Here is a 20,159-nt window from a genome sequence, read left to right as displayed (position 1 = left end):
GGACGGGTCCGGCGAGCCGGGGGCGGCGGCCGCCGCGACCGCCGCGAGCGCCCCGGCGAGCAGCGCGGCCCCGAACGCCCCGAGCCGCCGCCCGACTATGTGAGACGAAGCCACGTGAGTCCTTCCGTTGCTGGTGAGGTGGCGGAAGTATGGCCAGCCACGGGCTCCGGGCGCTACGCCCCCGGTCCCAAAAGAGCCGTCCTGCCACGGATGTCGCCTCCACCGCGCGGCGGAGGCCGCCTCCCCCGCGCGGCGGAGGCGGACGGCCCGCACGGCCGACGCCCCGGCGCACGCCCCGCACCAGCATGAGTCCCATGCTGAGAGTCAACGCCCTGCCCACCGTGCCCCGCTGGGCCGCGCTCGCCGCGCACGCCGTGCCCTGGGTCGTCCTGCCGTCGAGCCTGTGGCGCGTCGCCCTCGTCCTGCGCCTGCCCGTGTCCGACTACGGCCCCGGGTTCGGCGAGTCCGTGTACATCCTCGCGCTCAGCGCCGTCTCCGAGGGCCTGGCGCTGCTGACGCTCGGCCTGGTCCGCCGGTGGGGTGAGGTCGTGCCCCGCTGGATCCCGCTCCTCGGCGGCCGCCGGGTGCGCCCGCTCGCCGCCGTCGTCCCGGCCGCGCTCGGCTCGGTGGCGCTCGACCTGATCTGGGGCTTCGCCTTCCGCAACGTGGGCGGGGACCTCGACTCGGGCACCGGCCCGGGCGGCATGGGCTCGCCCGCCCAGGACGCGCTCCTGGTGCTCTGCTACGCCCCGCTGCTGCTGTGGGGGCCGCTGCTCCTCGCGGTCACGGTGGCCTACCACCGCCGCCGCGCGGCCCGCCCCGGCGCCCCGTCCGGCGGCGCCCGCCGCGCCGCGGGGCCCGCCCCGGGGTCGCGGCCGCCGGCTCACGCGGAGAGCAGCCGCCCCGACTCCCGCAGGGCGGCCACGAACGGCGCCACGCCGGGCACCGGCGACCGCCCCCGCGCCGTCGCCGCGTACACCGCCCGCGCGGGCGCGCCCTCCTCCCGTACCGGTACGAGCGCGATGTCCGCCCGTACGCCCTGGGCCGCGAGCGCCGGGACCAGGGTGACGCCGAGCCCGGCGGCCACATAGCCCTGCTTGGCCGTCCACTCGCGGACCACATGGGCCACCCGCGGCCGGAAACCCGCCCGGACGACGGCGTCGAGCAGCGTGCCCGCCGGGTCCGCGCTGCCGGAGATCCAGTCCTCGTCGGCCAGGCGCGCGAGCCGTACGGAGGGCTCGCCCGCCAGCGGGTGGGCCGCGGGCACCGCCACGTACAGCGTCTCGTCGAGCAGGTGGTGCAGGTCGTACGCGGCACCGTCGAGCGGGCCGCCCGTCGTCGACACCACCGCCAGGTCCAGCTCCCCCTCGCCGAGGCGCGCCAGGAGCGGCCCGCTGAGGCCCTCCTCGCGCGTCAGCGTCACCCCGGGGTGCCGCGCCCGGAACGCCGCGAGGGCACGCGGCACCAGCGCCGCGTCCGCCGTCGCGAACGCGCCGAACCGCAGGTGCCCGCCCGCGGCCCCGTCCAGGTCCGCCAGCTCCCGCCGCAGCCGCGCGAGGCGGCCCGTGACCGCCTCCGCGTGCGGCAGCAGGGTCCGGCCGTGCGCGGTGAGCCGCACGCCGCGCGGCAGCCGGTCGAAGAGCGGGGCACCGCCGAGCACCGCCTCCAGGGACGCGATCCGGCGCGACACCGCGGACTGCGTCAGGGCCAGCCGCCGCGCCGCCACCGTGAACGACCCCGCCCGGGCCACCTCCAGGAAGGCCCGCAGCCAGAAGGTCGACAGATCGACGCCCTCGCCCTCCGGCCCGCCACCCTCCCCGATGCCCTGCCCGCCGTCACGGGGCGCACTCCACGGTCCGTACGCACCCGTCGGCCCAGGCCCATGCGATATCGGCATGCCCGCCATGCTAGACATTCGCTTGTCGCATCACATCCCCGCGCCTAGCGTCGTCCGCATGGAACCGCGCACGCAGCACCCCGAACGCATCGCCTTCCTCGGCCTCGGCCACATGGGCACCCCCATGGCCCGTCAACTCCTCGCCGCCCGGCACCCGTTGATGGTCTGGAACCGTACGGCCGCCAAGGCCGAGCCGCTCGTCGCGGCGGGCGCGCGCCGCGCCGCGACACCCGCCGACGCCGTCCGCGACGCCGACGTCGTGATCACGATGCTCGCGGGGCCCGACGCGGTCCGGTCCGTCGCCGACGCGATCCTGCCCGCGCTGCGGGACGGCGCCCACTGGGTGGAGATGTCGACCGTCGGGCCCGACGTCGTACGCGAGCTGGGGGAGCGGACGGGGAGCCGCGTCACGCTCGTCGACGCGCCCGTCATGGGCAGCACGGACAAGGCCGCGGCGGGGGAGCTCGGCGTCCTCGCGGGCGGCGACGCCGACGGCGTCGCACACGTCCTGGCCCGCTTCGGGCCCGTGACCCGCACCGGCCCCCTCGGCTCAGGCGCCGCCCTCAAACTCGTCGTCAACACCGCGGTGCTGGGCGGCGTGGCCCTGGTCGCGGAGGCGATGGCCCTCGCCGACGCGCTCGGCCTCGACGCGGACACCGCCCGCGCCGCCCTCGCCCGCGGACCGCTCGCCGGGGCCGTCGCCCGCGCCTTCGCGCAGGACGTGCACTTCGCCACCGCCCTGGCCGTCAAGGACGTGTCCCTGGCCACGCGCACCGCCCGCCTCCCCGCCATGGAGGCCGTCCTCGCCCACTACGAGACCGCCGCGTCCGACCCGGCGACCGCGCCCGAGGACATCTCGGCCGCGGTGACCCACATCCGCGACCGCATCACGGCTGACGGCTGAGGTCTGACGCCCTGATGACCGAGCCCGACCCCCACCGCCTGCTGCCCGACCCCCGACAGGAGCCCGCGACCGCCATGGACGTCACCCTCGCCGACCCGGCCGGTGCCCCGGCACCCCTCGGTCCGTACTCCCAGGTAGCGCACGTCCGGCTCGCCGACGGCGGCGCCCTGCTCCACGTCTCCGGGCAGATCGCCGACGGCGAGGACATCACCGCTCAGAGCCACGGGATCTTCGACACCCTCGCCGCCCTCCTCGCCGCGTACGGGGGCACGCTCGACAACATCATCAACATCCGCACCTTCATGACCGACCTGGACGACCTGCCGGGGTACGCGGCCGTGCGCCGCGCCCGCCTCACCGGTACGCCGCCGACCAGCACGACGGTGGAGGTGTCGCGGCTGTTCCGGCCGGAGGCGCTCATCGAGGTCGAGGTGGTCGCGGCGGTGCGGGCCGCCGCCGGGCTGGAGCCGGGCTGAGGGCGGCCCCCGCCTCAAGGCCGACGGGACGTGACGCCCTCGTAGGCCATCTCGGCAAGGCGGGCCTGGCCCTCCTTGCTGGGGTGGAACCAGTCCCAGTGGCTCAACAGATCCGTACCGAAGCGGAAGTCGAAGACCGCGTCCCCGTCGTAGCGGCACCGCAGGTCCTTGGCGCAGACCTCCTTGAGGACCGCGTTGTACGCGACGACCCGCTCCCGCACCGCCGCGCGCCGCGCCACCGCCGCCGCGTCCATCGCGTCCGCGTCCGCGAGCATCGACTTGCAGATGCCGAGCTTCCACACCTGCTTGCCGAGCTGGTTGGTGCGGCCCTCGGACCACAGCCGCTTGAGGTCCGGCACGCTCAGCACGTACACCTGCGCCCGGGGCCGCTCGTCGCGCAGCGTCCCCAGCGCGTCCTCGAAGTCCGCGCGGAACTCCGCCACGGGCGTCATCTCGTCGACGGAGGAGCGGCAGGCGTCGTTCGCGCCGACCATGACGGTGACCAGGTCGGGCCGGTGCGCGGCGGCCCGCTCCATCTGCCCGGGCAGGTCGGCCATGCGGGCACCGGTCTTGGCGTGGTTCCAACTGTGCGTGGCGGCCCGCCGCTTGCCGAGCAGGCGCTGCGCGAGGCTGCGCACCTCGCTGTCGCTGCCGGTCGCCCAGGACGCCTCCGGGCAGTCGGAGAGCACCGAGCAGGTGTCGAAGCCGCGGGTGATGGAGTCGCCGACGGCGGCGACGGAGCGCGGGCTGGTGTCCCACACGGGCTCCGCCTTGCGGTGCGCCCTGTCCTGCGCGGTGGGGCCGTTCGGCGCCGCCTCGTCGCCGCCGGACGCGTCACACGCGGTGAGCGTCGCGAGACCGGTGAGGGCCGCCGCCGCGACGGCGACGACGGCCCGCGCGCGGTGCCGTGAATTCCGCATACTCGTCCCCTCTGTCCCCTCGTCGTCCAACGTGACGTGCTCCGGGCCCTTCAGGTTGCGTGCCGCCACATGGTGAGATGTCCCGGCGGCGGCCGCCGGACACCCGGCCGGGGGGCCACAGGCCTCCCGGCGAGTGAAACCTCCGCGTTTCCCGGCCTGGGGACCGACGGTACGTCACAATCCATGCCCCGCCGCACGGTAGCCTCGCCAACCAGTGGCACCTGCTTTTCCCGGTTCCGCTAAATTACATCACGTCACATCTGTACCGTTTTTCGTCTTTCCTCGGATTTTCCCGCTTCGGGAAATACCAGGAATACCGCTCGGCACGGGCCCGAGGCCGCCGGGAACGGCGCGCCTCGTCCCACACTGGAGGTCCCGGTGACGACACGTGGAGTTCTGTACGTGCACTCCGCACCGCGCGCGCTGTGCCCGCACGTCGAGTGGGCGGTCGCGGGAGTGCTCGGCGCCCGCGTCAGCCTCGACTGGATCAGGCAGCCCGCGGCGCCCGGCACCTGGAGATCCGAGTTCTCCTGGCGCGGCTCGGCCGGTACCGCCTCCAAGCTGGCCTCCGCGCTGCGCGGCTGGCAGTTGCTGCGCTTCGAGGTCACCGCGGAGCCGTCCGCCGCGGCCGAGGGCGAGCGCTACAGCGCCACCCCGGACCTCGGCATCTTCCACGCCGTCACCGGCATCCACGGCGACATCCTGATCCCGGAGGACCGGCTGCGCGCCGCGCTCGCCCGCGCCAAGGGCGGCGAGAGCGACCTGGAGGCCGAGGTCGCCAAGCTCCTCGGCAAGCCCTGGGACGACGAGCTGGAGCCGTTCCGCTACGCCGGCGAGGGCGCGCCGGTGCGCTGGCTGCACCAGGTCGTCTGATCCCGGGCCGCGGGGCCCGTACACGCGCGAAGGGCCCCCGGCCGGTGAAGCCGGGGGCCCTTCGCGTACGTACGGTGTGCGTACGGGACCGGTGCGCGGTCAGACCGTGCGGAAGGCCAGCACCACGTTGTGGCCGCCGAAGCCGAACGAGTCGTTCAGGGCCGCGATCGTGCCCTCGGGCAGCGGGCGGGCCTCGCCGCGGATGATGTCCGCGTCGACCTCGGGGTCGAGGTTCTCGATGTTGATCGTCGGCGGAGCCGTGCGGTGGTGCAGCGCGAGGACCGTCGCGACGGTCTCCACGCCGCCCGCGCCACCGAGGAGGTGGCCGGTCATCGACTTCGTCGAGGCGATCGCCATGTGGTCGACGTCGTCGCCGAACGCCTTGCGCAGCGCCTTGATCTCCCCGATGTCGCCCTGCGGCGTCGAGGTGGCGTGCGCGTTGATGTGCGCGATCTCGGCGGGCTTCAGACCGGTGTTGTCCAGCAGGTTCTGCAGCGCGTGCGCGATGCCGTTGCCGGACGGCTCGGGCTGCGTGATGTGGTGCGCGTCGGCCGAGATGCCCTGGCCCACCGCCTCCACGTAGATCCGCGCGCCGCGGGCCTTGGCGTGCTCCTCGGACTCGAGCACGACCACGCCGGCGCCCTCGCCGAGCACGAAGCCGTTGCGGTCGACGTCCCAGGGGCGGGAGGCGCCCTGCGGGTCGTCGTTGTTCTTCGACATCGCCATCATGTTGCCGAAGGCGGCGATCGGCAGCGGGTGGACCGCCGCCTCCGTGCCGCCCGCGACGACGACGTCGGCGCGGCCGGTGCGGATCATCTCGATCGCGTAGCCGATGGCCTCCGCACCCGAGGCACAGGCCGAGACCGGGGTGTGCACACCGGCGCGGGCGCCGAGCGCGATGCCGACGTTCGCCGCGGGCGAGTTCGGCATCAGCATCGGCACCGTGTGCGGGGAGACGCGGCGTACGCCCTTCTCCCGCATGATGTCGTACTGGTCGAGCAGGGTCGTCACGCCGCCGATGCCGGAGGCGATGACCGCGCCGAGGCGGTCCGGGTCCACGGACGCGTCCTCGCCGGCCTTGGCGGCGAAGCCCGCGTCCTTCCAGGCCTCCTCGGCCGCGATCAGCGCGAACTGCGCCGAGCGGTCGAGCTTGCGGGCCTGGGGGCGCGGGATGACCTCGGTCGGCTCGACGGCGATCTGACCCGCGATGCGGACCGGCAGCTCGGCCGCCCAGTCCTGCTCCAGGACACCGACCCCGGAGCGCCCGGCGAGCAGGCCCTCCCAGGTCGAAGCTGCGTCGCCACCCAGCGGTGTGGTTGCGCCGATACCGGTGACGACCACGGTGCGATTGGTCGAGTTCACTGGATTTCTCTCTCCACGGTTGGTTCAGGTGCGGATGCGGCGGCGCCACCGCCGGGTGGCGGCCGGCCAGCGCTGCTGGCCGTCAGACTCAGGCGGCCTGGTGCTCGAGGATGTACTTGGTGGCGTCGCCGACCGTCTTGAGGTTCTTGACGTCGTCGTCCGGGATCTTCACGTCGAAGCGCTCTTCGGCGGCGACGACGACCTCGACCATGGACAGCGAGTCGACGTCCAGGTCGTCGGTGAAGGACTTGTCGAGCTGGACGTCCTCAACGGGGATCCCGGCGATCTCGTTCACGATTTCGGCGAGACCGGCGACGATCTCTTCCTGAGTGGCGGCCATTGTGGCGCTCCTTCGTATGTATCCAGAGGGTGTGGCGGCATCCGGCACGGACCCGAAGATCCGCACGGAGTGCCTAGGGGAGGGTAACGACCGTGGCGGCGTACACGAGACCCGCCCCGAAGCCGATGACGAGGGCGGTGTCGCCACTCTTCGCCTCACCGGTCGCCAGGAGCCGCTCCATCGCGAGCGGGATCGAGGCGGCCGAGGTGTTGCCGGTGGTCTCCACGTCGCGGGCGACCGTGACGTGCTCCGGCAGTTTCAGGGTCTTCACCATCGAGTCGATGATCCGCATGTTGGCCTGGTGCGGGATGAAGACGTCCAGGTCGTCCGCGCTGATCCCGGCCGCGTCCAGCGCCTGCTGGGCGACCTTCGCCATCTCGAACACGGCCCAGCGGAACACCGCCTGGCCCTCCTGCGTGATGGCGGGGAACTTGACCTCGCCGTCGGCGCCGACCGGGAGCTTGGAGACGTCACCGATGCGGTACTCGTCCCAGCCCACGGTCTGCTTGATGGTCTCGGCCTTGTCGCCCTCCGAGCCCCAGACCGACGGGCCGATGCCGGGCTCCTTGGCGGGGCCGACGACGACCGCGCCCGCGCCGTCACCGAACAGGAAGGCCGTCTTGCGGTCCTCGAGGTCGGTCAGGTCGCTCAGCCGCTCCACGCCGATGACCAGCGCGTACTCCGCCGAGCCATCCACGATCATGCCCTTGGCCAGGGTCAGGCCGTAGCCGAAGCCCGCGCAGCCCGCGGAGATGTCGAACGCGGCGGGCCTGCCCGTGCCGAGCTTGTCCGCGATCTCCGTGGCGATGGCCGGGGTCTGCTTGAAGTGCGACACCGTGGAGACGATCACCGCGCCGATCTGCTCGGGCCGGATGCCCGCGTTCGCGATGGCCTTGCCCGCGGCCTCCACGGACATCGCCGCCACGGTCTCCTCGGGGGAGGCCCAGTGGCGCGTGGCGATGCCGGAGCGGGAGCGAATCCATTCGTCAGAGGAGTCGATCTTCTCCAGGATCACCTCGTTGGGCACCACGCGGGTCGGGCGGTAGCCGCCGACCCCCATGATGCGCGCGTACGGGGAGCCCTGACTGGGCTTGATCTTCGCCATGCTCGGCTCCTTCTCAGGCACCCGCCGCGTCGGCGGCGGAGGCGGCGGTCTCGGCGATGAGCCGGCGGGCGGCGTCGAGATCGTCCGGCGTCTTCACGGCCAGGGTCGGCACGCCCTTGAGGGCGCGCTTGGCGAGACCGGTGAGCGTGCCGCCCGGGCACACCTCGATCAGCGCGGTGACCCCGAGCTCCTGGAACCTGTCCATGCACAGGTCCCAGCGGACCGGGTTGGCGACCTGGCCGACCAGGCGCGAGACGATCTCGGTGCCGCTCGCGACGGTCTCGCCGTCCCGGTTCGAGACGTACGTCAGGCGCGGGTCGGCCACGGCGAGGCCCTGGGCGGCCTCCTCGAGCGCGGCGACCGCGGGCGCCATGTGGTGGGTGTGGAACGCGCCGGCGACCTTCAGCGGCACGACCTTGCGCACGCCCTCCGGCTTGTCCTCGGCGAGGGCGGCGAGCTGCTCGGCGGTGCCGGCGGCCACGATCTGGCCCGCGCCGTTCACGTTCGCCGGGGTCAGGCCGAGCTTCTCCAGGTGCGGGACGGTGACCTCGGGGTCGCCGCCGAGCAGCGCGGCCATGCCGGTCTCCGTGACCGCGGCGGCCTCGGCCATCGCCAGGCCGCGCGTCCGGACGAAGCCGAGCGCGGCGTCCTCCGTCAGCACGCCCGCGTACGCCGCGGCCGTGATCTCGCCCACGCTGTGCCCCGCGACGGCGCCCGGCGTGATGTCACCGAGTGCCGAGGCCGAGAGCAGGCCGGCGGCCACCAGCAGCGGCTGCGCCACGGCGGTGTCGCGGATCGCGTCCGCGTCCGCCTGCGTGCCGTAGTGGACGAGGTCGAGACCGATGGCGTCGGACCAGGCGGCGAGCCGGTCGGCGGCGCCGGGGAGGTCGAGCCAGGGGGTCAGGAAGCCGGGCGTCTGGGCGCCTTGGCCGGGAGCGACGAGTACGAGCACTCTCACACTCTCTCTTGTGGACAGGACGAAACGCCCGTGGGGACAGGGACGAAGAACAGCTATGGGAATTGTAGGGGTCCAACAAACACCTACGGCTGGTGATCGCCGTCGGCCAGGCGTCCCAGGATCAGCGCGATCCGCAGTGTGAAGGCGGAGCGCACATCCGAAGGGGACCATCCGGTGACGTCGGTCACACGTCGGAGCCGGTAGCGCACGGTATTGGGATGCACAAAGAGCATCCGCGCGGCACCTTCGAGGCTACTCGCCTGCTCCAGATAGACGCTGAGGGTCTCCAGGAGCGCGGAGCCCGCTTCCTCCAGCGGTCTGTAGATCTCCTCCACCAGTTGCTCGCGCGCGGCGGGATCGCCCGCCATGGCCCGCTCCGGCAGCAGATCGTCCGCGAGCACCGGGCGCGGCGCGTCCTGCCAGGCGGCACAGGCCTTCAGGCCGGCGGCCGCGGCCTGCGCCGAGCGGGTCGCGGCGAGCAGGTCGGGCACGATGGGACCGGCCACCACGGGCCCGGCCGCGTACGGCCCGATCAGGGCCTTCGCCACGGCCAGCGGGTTGTCGTTGCCGCCCGCGATGACGACCAGGCGGGCGCCGAGCACCCCGGTCAGGACCTGGAGCTTCGCGTGCCGGGCGGCCCTGCGGATGGCCTCCACGGTCAGCTCGCTGTCGCCGTCGGGGGCGGTGCCGAGGACCACGCACACGTGCTCGGGGGAGTTCCAGCCCAGCGCGGCGGCGCGGGAGACGGCCCCCTCGTCGGCCTCGCCGGACAGCACGGCGTTCACCACCAGGGACTCCAGGCGGGCGTCCCAGGCACCGCGTGCCTCGGCGGCCTGTGCGTACACCTGAGCGGTGGCGAAGGCGATCTCGCGCGCGTAGACGAGCAGCGCCTCGCGCAGCACGCTCTCGTCGCCGGGCGCCGCCACCTCGTCGATGGCGGACTCCATCACCTCGATCGTGGTCCGCACCATCTCCACGGTCTGCCGCAGCGTGATCGCGCGGGTCAGTTCGCGCGGCGCGGTCCCGAAGACGTCCGTCGAGATCGCCTGCGGGGCGTCGGGGCGCCGGAACCACTCCGTGAACGCGGCGATACCGGCCTGCGCGACCAGGCCGATCCACGAGCGGTTCTCCGGCGGCATCGCCCGGTACCAGGACAGCGTCTCGTCCATGCGCGCGATGGCCTGCGCCGCGAGGCTGCCGGACGACTTCTCCAGCCGCCGCAGGGTCGCGGCGTGCGCGTGGGCGCGGCCCCGGCGGGCCGAGGGGCCGCCTGCGGCATCCGCGTCCTGGGGGAATTCGTTCGCTGAGGGTTCGGGCACGGGGACAAGACTGCCTTATTGGGACGGGGGCGTGCGGGGCCGGGTCTACGGTGGGGAGCGTGATTGATGTACGGCGCTCCGGCGAGCGGTACCCCGGCGGCGACCCGGGGGCGGGGATCGACTCCTACCACGCGTTGTCGTTCGGCCCCTATTACGAACCCGAGAACCTCCGCTTCGGGGCGGTGCTCGCCTGCAACGAGGAGCGCCTCGCCGCCGGCGCGGGCTTCGCCGAACACCCGCACAGCCACACCGAGATCGTCACGTGGGTGGTCGAGGGCGAGCTGACCCACCGTGACTCCGCAGGCCACGAGTCGGTGGTCCGCCCCGGTGACGTCCAGCACCTCAGTGCGGGCTCCGGCGTCCGCCACGTGGAGCGCAACGCGGGCCCCGCCCCGCTGACCTTCCTGCAGATGTGGCTGGCCCCCCGGGAGCCCGGCGGCACCCCGCGCTACGAGGTCGTCCGCGGGATCTCCGACGCCACCCCGTACGCGGTCCCCGCCGCCGGCGCCCTCCTCCACGTACGCCGCCTCGCCCCCGGTGAGCGGACGCCGCTCCCGTCGGCGCCGTCGGTGTACCTCCACGTCGTACGGGGCGACATCGCCCTGGCCGACGAGGAGTTGTCCCCGGGCGACTCGGCGCGGATCACGGCCGAACAGGACCTGGAGGCCCTGGCCTACAGCCGGACGGAGCTCCTCCTCTGGGAGATGCGCTAGCCCGCGCCGCCACCCCCGCGGAGGGCCGCCCGGCCCGCGCCCGCGGACTCACAGCTCGGCCAGCACCGCGTCCGTGAACCGCGGCCACACCTCGACGGCCCACGGTCCGAAGGGCCGGTCGGTGAGCGCCACGCACGCGGCCCCCGCGTCCGGGTCGACCCACAGGAACGTCCCCGCCTGCCCGAAGTGGCCGAAGGTCCGGGGCGAGGAGGAACTCCCCGTCCAGTGGGGCGACTTCCCGTCCCGGATCTCGAACCCGAGCCCCCAGTCGTTGGGGTTCTGGTGCCCGTACCCCGGCAGCACCCCCTTGAGCCCCGGGTACGTCACCGTCATCGCCGCCGCCACGGTCCGCGGGTCCAGCAGCCGCGGCGCCTGCACCTCGGCCGCGAACCGCACGAGGTCGTCCACGGTGGACACGCCGTCCTTCGCGGGCGAGGCCCCGCCCGCGAGCTCCGTGGACGTCATCCCGAGCGGCTCCAGGACGGCCTGGCGCAGGTACTCCGCGAAGGGGATGTCCGTCGCCTTGGCGATGTGGTCCCCGAGCACCTCGAACCCGGCGTTGGAGTACAGCCGCCGCGTCCCCGGCGCCGCCACCACCTGGTGCTCGTCGAAGGCGAGCCCGCTGGTGTGCGCGAGCAGGTGCCGCACGGTCGACCCCTCGGGCCCGGCCGGCTCGTCCAGCTCCACGGCGCCCTCCTCGTACGCGACGAGCGCCGCGTACGCCGCGAGGGGCTTGGTGACCGAGGCGAGGGCGAAGCGGTGCGCGGTGGGCCCGCGCGTCCCGGCCACGGTGCCGTCCGCGCGGACGACGGCGGCGGCAGCCGTCGGGACGGGCCAGTTGTCGATCAGCTCCAGGCTCTGCATGCGTACGAGCGTAAGCGCCCCGCGGCGGCGCCCACGGCCGGGGGCGGGCCCGCGGCCACGGATAACCCCTTGCTTCGAGCGCACTCGAAGGCCCTAGCGTGGGGGCCATGACGGTCATGGAGACGAGCCCCGGCCCGGCGGCCGCCGAGCGCCACTACACGATCAGCGAGGTCGCCGAGGCGACCGGTCTGAGCGCGCACACCCTGCGCTGGTACGAGCGGATCGGTCTGATGCCGCACGTCGACCGCTCCGGGGCCGGTCAACGCCGCTACCGCGACCGCGACCTGCGGTGGCTCACGTTCCTCGGCAAGCTGCGCACCACCGGCATGCCGGTGGCGGACATGGTGCGCTACGCGGAGCTGGTGCGGGAGGGCGACGCCACCTTCGCGGAGCGGCAGCGGCTCCTGGAGGAGACCCGCCGCGACGTCCGGGCCCGCGTCGCGGAGCTCCAGGACACCCTCGCCGTGCTCGACCACAAGATCGGCTCGTACGCCGTGGCCCGCCGGGAGGCGGCCTACGGGGCGGACGTGGCGTCCGGGTCGTAGGCGTACGAGCCCCCGTGGCGAGCGCGCTCACAGCTCCGCGAGCAGCTCGGCCTTCTTCGCCGTGAACTCGTCGTCCGTGAGCAGCCCCGCCTGGTGCAGCTCGCCCAGGTGCCGGATGCGCTCGGCGATGTCGGCCGGGTCGCGCCGGACGGCCGGGGCCGCCGCGGCCACCGGGGCGGGGGCGGGGCCGGACGCCCGGACGGCCGCGAGCACCGAAGCGGCGAACGGCAGTGACTCGTGTACGGGGCCGTAGCCCAGGCCGAAGACGACGGCCGCCGGGTCCTGGTCGGCCTGCGCGGGCTGGGGCACCGGCGCCTCGCGGCGCAGCAGCCGCAGGTGTCCCTCGAACACCTCCGGCGAGCGCCACTCGACCCCGCTCAGGTCGGTGACGAGGAAGCTCTGGTCCCCGGCCTTCCACTTGGCCGACGACGCCCCGGTCCAGAACCAGCGGAAGGCCACCGCCTTGCCGTCGAAGGACGCCTTCCCGTCGTACGCCTTGAACTGCAGCGGCGCCTCCGGCGCGGCCACCAGGTAGCGCTCCGCGTCCCCCGGGGCCTCGGCGGGCAGCAGGGCCCGCAGCTCGTCCGCGTAGTACTCCGCGAGCGTCTCCCGCTCCGCGGGCAGCACGAGGCGGTACGGGTCGGACCCGTCCTTGAGCTGTCCCGCCGCGGCCTCCATCAGTGGATCGGCACCCGGTCGCGGAACCATGTGCAGCACCGTCGTCCCGCGCTTGCCCGGGGTGAGCGTGACCCCCGCGATCGCCTCATGGGGGATGCGGCGCTCGCCGAGAGCCTGGAACAGCTTCGGCGTACGGATCCCCCGTTCGAAGCGGATGAGCACGGAGTCGGACTCGAACTCCCAGGCGGCGTGAAATCCGGCCAGTACATCACCCATGCGGCTCATCGTATGCGGCACGCGCTCCTCCGTCTCTCCTGCGGCGGGCCGCTGTTTCGCCGATTTCTACGCGCGTCAGGCCGCCGTCGTACCGGGAATTCCGTCGCGGCAGGCCCCGTTTCCGTCGGCACACCGCACGGCGTCGTACGCACCGACGCCGATCTGGGCGAAGTTGCTGAGACTGTCCGTGCCCGGCTCGAAATAGCCGGTGTGGCCCCGGGCGCGGTCGGCCGACACCACGCGGGCGCCGAAGCCGCCCGAGACCGGGTCGGCGCCGTGGCCGAGCCCGCCCACCTCCATGTGCGGCACATCCTCGATCCAGTCGTCGCTGTCCCGAGCGGCCCACACCCGCGCGCGGGTGCCGAGGCCCCTCACGTTGTCGGCGCGCATCCCGGGGCTGCCCGCGACCGCGATGTCCGTGACCCGCCCGGGCAGCCGCCGGGCGGCGACCCCGCAGACCACCGAGCCGTAACTGTGGCAGTACAGCGCCACCCGCGCGCGCCCCGGCAGGGCGCTCACCAGCGCGTCCAGGCGGACGGCGCCGTTGTCGGCGCGCATGGACGTGGCGGCGTCCACACCGAGCCCGACGGGCGCGGTGTAGTCGGCCCAGGCGATCACGGCGGTCCGGGTGCGGGGGGCGGCCGCGCGCTCCGCGCGGTACAGGGCCCGCGCCATGCCGACGGGCGCCGCGTACGTGCGCTGGGTCCGCTCGAAGGTGAGGACGTCGGTGTCGACGCCGGGGACGACGACGGACACGCGGCGCGCCCGGTCGAGGTCGCCGAAGACCTCCGCCATCCGCCCCGAGCCCATGGGGTCGAAGGCGAGCACCTGGCGCTCCGGGCGCATCATGACGCCGAAGCGCTTCATGCGGCGCTCGGCCTCCTGCTTGCCGACGGGCGAGAGGCGGTCGTCGTGCATGCGCTCCCGCTCGACCCGGCGGGCCTGCTGGAGGGCGAGGCGGTTCGCGCGGTAGCGCAGCGTCACGGGCGCGCCGTTCATGTTGCCGACCGCGAGCGGGTAGCGGGCGGCGAGGCGGTCGCGCTGGTGGGCGGTGAGCGAGGCGAAGAACCGCGCGAGCCGGTCGGCGGGAGCGCCGGGGTCGGGCAGGTCACGGCCGCCGATCCGGCCACGCTCCCAGGCGGCGAGCGTGGCTTCGAGCGGAGAGGCGGCGCCTTTGTTCTGGCGTACGGCGGTCCACCCGGTGGTCGCCAGCATGACGAACACCACGGTGAGCGCGAGCAGCGCACGCCAGATGCCGAGTTGAGGGGAGGAGTCGAAGGAAGTCACTGCGGGACACCCTAGGAGAATCGGGAAGCCTGCCGTGCACGGGGTGAGGCAGATCACGTTTTACGCTGGGTATTTACGGCAAAGCGGGCGTGAATGGGGTCGATTCGTCACGCTGCGTCGCGCGCTCGTACGGGTGGAGCGTGTGGGGCGTGTGGGGGAGCGGAGCACGGAACGGTCACGCCGGGGTCGTGAGCCGCTACGCACGGTGCCCCGTACGGTGTCCCCGACGGGTGGCCAACGGGCGACGGCGAGCGGGCCGTTGGTCGAGGCGCCGGGGAAGGGCGCGACCGGGCCTCACCTCGGCGAGGGCCGCGCGCCGCGCGCCGCGCGCCGCCGGAAGGCGGGCGAGGCGTCGCGGACGGCCCCGCATCAGGGAAGCCCCCGAGAGGTACCGGAAAGTGCCCTCAGGGTCCGCTCAGGGGGTTTTCGCCTATCCGGGTGAGCCGCGCCGGAACCCCTTCCCGGCCCCGCCCCCGCGGCCGAGAGTGGCGTCAACTGATCGTTACGACACGGGGGTTGATGTCATGCGTACGACCATGCCCGCCGCCGCCCTTGCGGCGCTCACCGCGGCCGCGCTCACGGTGGCGGTCCTCACGTCCGGCCACGCGGGCGCCGCCACGACGACGGCACGGGCCGGTGCCGCGCCCCCGGGCCGGCTCGGCGCGTGCGGCCCCGGAGAGCTCTGCCTCTGGCAGAAGGCGGACTTCAAGGGCCCGCGGCACGTGTACGAGCTGGCCGGGGTCGACATCGAGAGCTGCGTCGCGCTGCCGGAGGGGGACAGCGCGCAGGCCCTCGCCAACCGCACCGGCCGGCCCGTCACCGTCTACCAGTCACGGGAGTGCGCCGAGACGGCCGAGTTCCACACCTACCCGGGCAGCGGCACGTGGGCGCCGCGGAGCCCGTACCGCGTACGGGCCGTCAAGATCTGGGAGCGCTGAGACGGGCCCCGCCGCCCCGACCGGGCGCCCGCAGCGGTGACGCCCGGGCTCAGGGCTCGCGCGGCCGGGGCGCGACCGGGGCGGGGGGACCGCCGTCCCCGGCCGCGCCGGAGCCGCCCGCGCCGCCGGACAGCGCGGCGACCTGCGCCCGCAGGGCCATCACCTCCATGGTGAGGGCCTCGATCGCCGCGGTCTGCCGCCGCTCCTCCGCGTCGTCCTTCTCGAACCGCGCGATGAACCACGCCGCGATGTTCGCCGTGACCACACCGAGCAGCGCGATGCCCGACAGCATCAGGCCCACGGCGAGCACCCGGCCGAGCCCGGTCGTCGGCGCGTGGTCGCCGTACCCCACGGTCGTCATCGTGGTGAAGGACCACCACACGGCGTCGCCCAGCGTCTTGATGTTGCCGTCCGGCGACTCCCGCTCCACGGAGAGCACCGCCAGGGAGCCGAACATGAGCAGCCCCACCACCGTGCCCACGACGTACGTCGTCAGCCGTATCTGCGACGCCATCCGCGCCCGCCGCCCCACCAGCATCAGGGTCGCGACCAGGCGCAGCAGCCGCAGCGGCTGGATCATCGGCAGGACCACGGCGCACAGGTCGAGCCAGTGCGCCCGCACGAAGCGCGCGCGCCGCTCGCTGAGGCAGAGCCGCACCACGTAGTCGGCGGCGAAGGCGCCCCACACGCACCACTCCACCGCGGTACAGGCCCGCGTCACGGACGCGCTCGCCCCGGGCCTGACTATGGGCACCGCGTAGGCCAGGGCGAAGGCCACGGCCAGGGCGAGCAGCGGGCGCTGTGTCCGGCTCTCCCAGCGCGCCTGCGCCGACGGATCCCGCTCGGGCTGCTGTTCGGCCTCGTCCTCCATGAGCGCATCGTAGGAAACAGCGCGACGGGCGGCGGACCCGAGGCCCGCCGCCCGTCGCACGGATGAGGTGTTCGCGCGCGGTGAGGTGTGACCGCGCGGCCGTCCTGCTTACGCGTCGCCGCCCGCGGCGCCGGGGTCGGCCGCCGTGACGTCCAGGAGCCGGTAGTGGTCGACGGCCTGCTTCAGCACGGAGCGGTCCACCTTGCCCTCGCGGGCCAGCTCGGTGAGGACCGCGACCACGATCGACTCCGCGTCGATGTGGAAGTGGCGGCGGGCCGCGCCCCGGGTGTCCGCGAAGCCGAAGCCGTCCGCGCCGAGCGACTGGTACGTGCCCGGGACCCAGCGGGAGATCTGGTCCGGGACGCTGCGCATCCAGTCGGACACCGCCACGAACGGGCCCTCGGCCCCGGAGAGCTTGCGCGTCACGTACGGCACGCGCTGGTCCTCCTCGGGGTGCAGCAGGTTGTGCCGCTCCACCTCGACGGCCTCGCGCCGCAGCTCGTTCCAGGAGGTCGCCGACCAGACGTCCGCCTTCACGTTCCACTCCCCGGCGAGGATGCGCTGGGCCTCAAGGGCCCACGGCACCGCGACGCCCGAGGCGAGGATCTGGGCCGGGATGGCGCCCTGGTCGCCCGCGCGCAGGCGGTGGATGCCCTTCAGGATGCCCTCGACGTCCACGCCGTCGGGCTCGGGCAGGTGCTGGATCGGCTCGTTGTAGACGGTCAGGTAGTAGAAGACGTCCTCGCCCGGCTTCCCGTCGGCCGTCTCGCCGTACATCCGGCGCAGGCCGTCCTTGACGATGTGGGCGATCTCGAAGCCGAAGGCGGGGTCGTACGCCACGCACGCCGGGTTGGTCGAGGCCAGGAGCTGCGAGTGGCCGTCCGCGTGCTGGAGCCCCTCACCGGTCAGGGTGGTGCGCCCGGCGGTCGCGCCCAGGACGAAACCGCGCGCGAGCTGGTCGGCCATCTGCCAGAACTGGTCACCGGTGCGCTGGAAGCCGAACATCGAGTAGAAGACGTACACCGGGATCAGCGGCTCGCCGTGCGTGGCGTAGGCGGAGCCCGCCGCGATCAGCGACGCCGTGCAGCCCGCCTCCGAGATGCCGTCGTGCAGCATCTGCCCGGTCGGCGACTCCTTGTACGCGAGGAGCAGCTCGCGGTCCACGGCCTCGTACTGCTGGCCGAGCGGGTTGTAGATCTTGGCGCTCGGGAAGAAGGAGTCCATGCCGAACGTGCGGTACTCGTCCGGCGCGATCAGCACGAACCGCTTGCCGATCTCCTTGTCCCGCATCAGGTCCTTCAGGAGCCGCACGAACGCCATGGTGGTGGCGATGGACTGCTGGCCCGAGCCCTTCCTGACCGACGCGTACGCCTTGTCGTCCGGCAGCGCCAGCGGCTTGGCGCGCACGACCCGCGTCGGCACGTAGCCGCCGAGGCCCTTGCGCCGGTCGTGCATGTACTGGATCTCCTCGGAGTCCCGGCCCGGGTGGTAGTACGGCGGCGGGCCCTCCTCCAGTTCCTTGTCGGAGATCGGCAGGTGCAGCCGGTCGCGGAAGTGCTTGAGGTCGTCGACCGTCAGCTTCTTCATCTGGTGCGTGGCGTTGCGGCCCTCGAAGTTCGGGCCGAGCGTCCAGCCCTTGATCGTCTTGGCGAGGATGACCGTCGGCTGGCCCTTGTGCGCCTTGGCCGCGGAGAACGCCGCGAAGATCTTCCGGTGGTCGTGGCCGCCGCGCCCCAGGTGCAGGATCTGGTCGTCGGTCATGTTCTCGACCATGGCGCGCAGCCGGTGGTCGTCGCCGAAGAAGTGGTCGCGGATGTACGCGCCGGTCTCCGTGGCGTACGTCTGGAACTGTCCGTCGGGCGTCGTGTTCATCTTGTTGACCAGCACGCCGTCGCGGTCCTGCGCGAGCAGCGGGTCCCAACTGCGGTCCCACACCAGCTTGATGACGTTCCAGCCCGCACCGCGGAAGACGGACTCCAGCTCCTGGATGATCTTCCCGTTGCCGCGCACCGGCCCGTCGAGGCGCTGGAGGTTGCAGTTCACGACGAACGTCAGGTTGTCGAGCCCCTCGCGGGCGGCGATCGAGAGCTGCCCGAGGGACTCCGGCTCGTCCATCTCGCCGTCGCCGAGGAACGCCCACACGTGCGACTTCGAGGTGTCGGCGATGCCGCGCGCCTCCATGTAGCGGTTCATCCGCGCCTGGAAGATCGCGCCGAGCGGCCCGAGGCCCATCGACACGGTCGGGAACTCCCAGAAGTCCGGCATCAGCCGCGGGTGCGGGTACGAGGACAGGCCGTACGGCTCCTTCGACTTCTCCTGCCGGAAGGCGTCGAGCTGCTGCTCGGAGAGGCGGTCGAGGAGGAAGGCGCGGGCGTAGATGCCCGGGGAGGCGTGCCCCTGGAAGAAGATCTGGTCGCCGCCGTCGCCCTCGTCCTTGCCGCGGAAGAAGTGGTTGAAGCCCACGTCGTACAGGGAGGCGGAGGAGGCGAAGGTGGCGATGTGACCGCCGACGCCGATCCCGGGCCGCTGGGCGCGGGAGACCATCACCGCGGCGTTCCAGCGGGTCGCGTTCAGGATCTTCCGCTCGATCTCCTCGTTGCCCGGGAAGAACGGCTCGTCCTTGGTCGCGATGGTGTTGACGTAGTCCGTGCTCCGCATCTCGGGCACGGCGACGCGCTTCTCACGGGCGCGTTCGATCAGCCGCAGCATCAGATAGCGGGCTCGCTCACGGCCGCGCTCGTCGACGGCGGCGTCGAGGGAGTCCAGCCATTCCTGGGTCTCTTCGGGATCGAAGTCCGGGACCTGGCTGGGAAGACCGCCAATGATGATCGGGTTGCGATCGGATCCGGAAGCCACGCTGTTCCTTCGCTGTGTTGTCGCGCGGTGCACGCGATCGGATTCGTGCTCTGCCTTGACTCTGCTCTGGCTCTGCTCTGCGCTGTAGGTGTGCTGTACCGGTACGTACGACGTTCACCATCGTGTACCCCGGTGGTGCATACGTCATCTCTACCGGGGGGTAACCGCGACCGCGGCAGGTGACCCTGGGGTAGGCTCGGTCAAATCGCAACGATACGCCCAGCCCGTGGCGGTGACGCCGGCCGTCCGGCCCGGCGGATGTGGCGGGAGTTGCGCTGGCACGGCCGGGAACGTCACCGTTTCGGCGGTCTCGACGGCCGGGTACTTGCGCGATCCGTCCCGCCCGTGTGGACTACGGCCAATGCCCCGCGCACGCGCGTGGCTGAAGGCATTCCCAAAGACATGATCAGGAGGCAATCCGTGAGCGCGACCGCGGACCACGCGGAGACGAACCTTGCCGTAAGGCTGGGTTTCCAGCCCGACATGGTGGTCCAGGAGATCGGCTACGACGAGGACGTCGACCAGGAGCTCCGCGAGGCCATCGAGCAGGCTACCGGCACGGAGCTCGTCGACGAGGAATACGACGACGTGGCTGATGCCGTGGTGCTCTGGTTCCGCGAGGACGACGGGGACCTGACTGATGCGCTGGTGGATGCCATCGCGTACATGGAGGAGGGTGGCTCGATCCTGCTCCTGACACCGAAGACCGGCCGCGACGGCTACGTCGAGCCGAGCGACATCGGCGAGGCGGCCACCACCGCGGGCCTCTCGCAGACCAAGAGCATCAACGCGGGCAAGGACTGGAACGGGAGCCGGCTGATCACGCCCAAGGGCGCCGCCAAGAAGCGGTAACTGGCCGCAGGCCCTCTGCTGTGCCTTCACGTGAGGCCCCCGGCACCACCGCCGGGGGCCTCTCGTGCGTCTCTCTTTTCCCACCCGCCCGCCCCTTCATCGCGCCGGCGCGCTCGTCCTCAAACGCCGGACGGGCTGAAATATTCGGCTGGGCGAAGAATCCAGCCCGTCCGGCGTTTGAGGAC

At 73.1% G+C, this 20,159-nt stretch carries 19 protein-coding genes; 7 read left to right on the top strand and 12 right to left on the bottom strand.

The features are described from left to right. Nucleotides 1-883: 883 nt before the first annotated feature. Nucleotides 884-1,783, bottom strand: coding sequence for a LysR family transcriptional regulator (locus tag IE330_RS32100; RefSeq protein ID WP_373314780.1), 900 nt, complete (start codon nucleotides 1,781-1,783; stop codon nucleotides 884-886). A 172-nt stretch (nucleotides 1,784-1,955) separates the two neighbouring features. On the opposite strand from IE330_RS32100, the gene IE330_RS32095 reads away from it, so the two are divergent. Together IE330_RS32095 and IE330_RS32090 are read left to right on the top strand one after the other, a co-directional pair. Further along, nucleotides 1,956-2,801 (top strand): NAD(P)-dependent oxidoreductase, encoded by an 846-nt coding sequence (locus IE330_RS32095; RefSeq protein ID WP_190139687.1) that lies wholly within the window; start codon nucleotides 1,956-1,958, stop codon nucleotides 2,799-2,801. Nucleotides 2,802-2,875: 74 nt separating this feature from the next. Further along, the gene (locus IE330_RS32090) at nucleotides 2,876-3,277 is read left to right on the top strand and encodes a RidA family protein (RefSeq protein ID WP_190139692.1); all 402 of its coding nucleotides are present in this window, start codon (nucleotides 2,876-2,878) and stop codon (nucleotides 3,275-3,277) included. A gap of 14 nt (nucleotides 3,278-3,291) precedes the next feature. On the opposite strand, the gene IE330_RS32085 is transcribed toward IE330_RS32090, so the two are convergent. After that, complete coding sequence (locus tag IE330_RS32085; protein ID WP_190139686.1) at nucleotides 3,292-4,197, bottom strand: SGNH/GDSL hydrolase family protein; 906 nt, start codon at nucleotides 4,195-4,197, stop codon at nucleotides 3,292-3,294. Between the two features lie 378 nt (nucleotides 4,198-4,575). Between IE330_RS32085 and IE330_RS32080 the strand changes: the two genes are divergently transcribed. Then, complete coding sequence (locus tag IE330_RS32080; protein WP_190139685.1) at nucleotides 4,576-5,070, top strand: DUF3145 domain-containing protein; 495 nt, start codon at nucleotides 4,576-4,578, stop codon at nucleotides 5,068-5,070. A 99-nt stretch (nucleotides 5,071-5,169) separates the two neighbouring features. On the opposite strand, the gene fabF is transcribed toward IE330_RS32080, so the two are convergent. The 5 genes from fabF to IE330_RS32055 all read right to left on the bottom strand — a co-directional run bounded on the left by fabF (nucleotide 5,170) and on the right by IE330_RS32055 (nucleotide 10,154). Beyond that, entirely contained in the window at nucleotides 5,170-6,432 is a 1,263-nt protein-coding gene (fabF, locus tag IE330_RS32075) for a beta-ketoacyl-ACP synthase II (RefSeq protein ID WP_190139684.1), read from the bottom strand. 88 nt (nucleotides 6,433-6,520) lie between these two features. After that, a complete protein-coding gene (locus tag IE330_RS32070) occupies nucleotides 6,521-6,772 on the bottom strand; it encodes an acyl carrier protein (RefSeq protein ID WP_190139683.1) in 252 nt (83 codons plus the stop codon). 73 nt (nucleotides 6,773-6,845) lie between these two features. Further along, a complete protein-coding gene (locus IE330_RS32065) occupies nucleotides 6,846-7,877 on the bottom strand; it encodes a ketoacyl-ACP synthase III (protein WP_190139682.1) in 1,032 nt (343 codons plus the stop codon). Between the two features lie 13 nt (nucleotides 7,878-7,890). Next, a complete protein-coding gene (locus IE330_RS32060) occupies nucleotides 7,891-8,829 on the bottom strand; it encodes an ACP S-malonyltransferase (RefSeq protein WP_190139691.1) in 939 nt (312 codons plus the stop codon). An 89-nt stretch (nucleotides 8,830-8,918) separates the two neighbouring features. Further along, nucleotides 8,919-10,154, bottom strand: coding sequence for a PucR family transcriptional regulator (locus IE330_RS32055; RefSeq protein WP_190139681.1), 1,236 nt, complete (start codon nucleotides 10,152-10,154; stop codon nucleotides 8,919-8,921). A gap of 59 nt (nucleotides 10,155-10,213) precedes the next feature. On the opposite strand from IE330_RS32055, the gene IE330_RS32050 reads away from it, so the two are divergent. Then, entirely contained in the window at nucleotides 10,214-10,867 is a 654-nt protein-coding gene (locus tag IE330_RS32050) for a pirin family protein (RefSeq protein ID WP_190139680.1), read from the top strand. A 48-nt stretch (nucleotides 10,868-10,915) separates the two neighbouring features. On the opposite strand, the gene IE330_RS32045 is transcribed toward IE330_RS32050, so the two are convergent. Next, nucleotides 10,916-11,731, bottom strand: a complete 816-nt coding sequence (locus IE330_RS32045; RefSeq protein ID WP_190139679.1) for a serine hydrolase domain-containing protein — start codon at nucleotides 11,729-11,731, stop codon at nucleotides 10,916-10,918. A gap of 107 nt (nucleotides 11,732-11,838) precedes the next feature. Between IE330_RS32045 and IE330_RS32040 the strand changes: the two genes are divergently transcribed. Further along, on the top strand, nucleotides 11,839-12,276 hold the full coding sequence (locus tag IE330_RS32040; RefSeq protein ID WP_190139678.1) for a MerR family transcriptional regulator: 438 nt from the start codon (nucleotides 11,839-11,841) through the stop codon (nucleotides 12,274-12,276). A 27-nt stretch (nucleotides 12,277-12,303) separates the two neighbouring features. Here the strand turns inward: IE330_RS32040 and IE330_RS32035 are convergent, their stop codons facing one another. Both IE330_RS32035 and IE330_RS32030 read right to left on the bottom strand, forming a co-directional pair. Further along, nucleotides 12,304-13,179 (bottom strand): DUF4429 domain-containing protein, encoded by an 876-nt coding sequence (locus IE330_RS32035; RefSeq protein WP_190139690.1) that lies wholly within the window; start codon nucleotides 13,177-13,179, stop codon nucleotides 12,304-12,306. A 66-nt stretch (nucleotides 13,180-13,245) separates the two neighbouring features. After that, entirely contained in the window at nucleotides 13,246-14,457 is a 1,212-nt protein-coding gene (locus IE330_RS32030; RefSeq protein WP_190139677.1) for an alpha/beta hydrolase, read from the bottom strand. Between the two features lie 524 nt (nucleotides 14,458-14,981). Here IE330_RS32030 and IE330_RS32025 point away from each other — a divergent pair. Beyond that, nucleotides 14,982-15,395, top strand: coding sequence for a peptidase inhibitor family I36 protein (locus tag IE330_RS32025; RefSeq protein WP_190139676.1), 414 nt, complete (start codon nucleotides 14,982-14,984; stop codon nucleotides 15,393-15,395). Nucleotides 15,396-15,444: 49 nt separating this feature from the next. Here the strand turns inward: IE330_RS32025 and IE330_RS32020 are convergent, their stop codons facing one another. Next, nucleotides 15,445-16,266 carry a potassium channel family protein gene (locus tag IE330_RS32020; RefSeq protein WP_229926071.1) on the bottom strand — a complete coding sequence of 274 codons (822 nt, stop codon included), beginning with the start codon at nucleotides 16,264-16,266 and terminating at the stop codon, nucleotides 15,445-15,447. 108 nt (nucleotides 16,267-16,374) lie between these two features. Then, a complete protein-coding gene (gene aceE / locus IE330_RS32015; protein WP_190139675.1) occupies nucleotides 16,375-19,122 on the bottom strand; it encodes a pyruvate dehydrogenase (acetyl-transferring), homodimeric type in 2,748 nt (915 codons plus the stop codon). 420 nt (nucleotides 19,123-19,542) lie between these two features. Between aceE and IE330_RS32010 the strand changes: the two genes are divergently transcribed. Then, on the top strand, nucleotides 19,543-19,974 hold the full coding sequence (locus IE330_RS32010; protein ID WP_190139689.1) for a DUF3052 domain-containing protein: 432 nt from the start codon (nucleotides 19,543-19,545) through the stop codon (nucleotides 19,972-19,974). The last annotated feature ends 185 nt before the right edge of the window (nucleotides 19,975-20,159 follow it).

This window comes from Streptomyces longispororuber, from assembly GCF_014656095.1.
Taxonomy (GTDB): domain Bacteria; phylum Actinomycetota; class Actinomycetes; order Streptomycetales; family Streptomycetaceae; genus Streptomyces; species Streptomyces longispororuber.
This window is presented reverse-complemented; position numbering and strand designations above follow the sequence as displayed.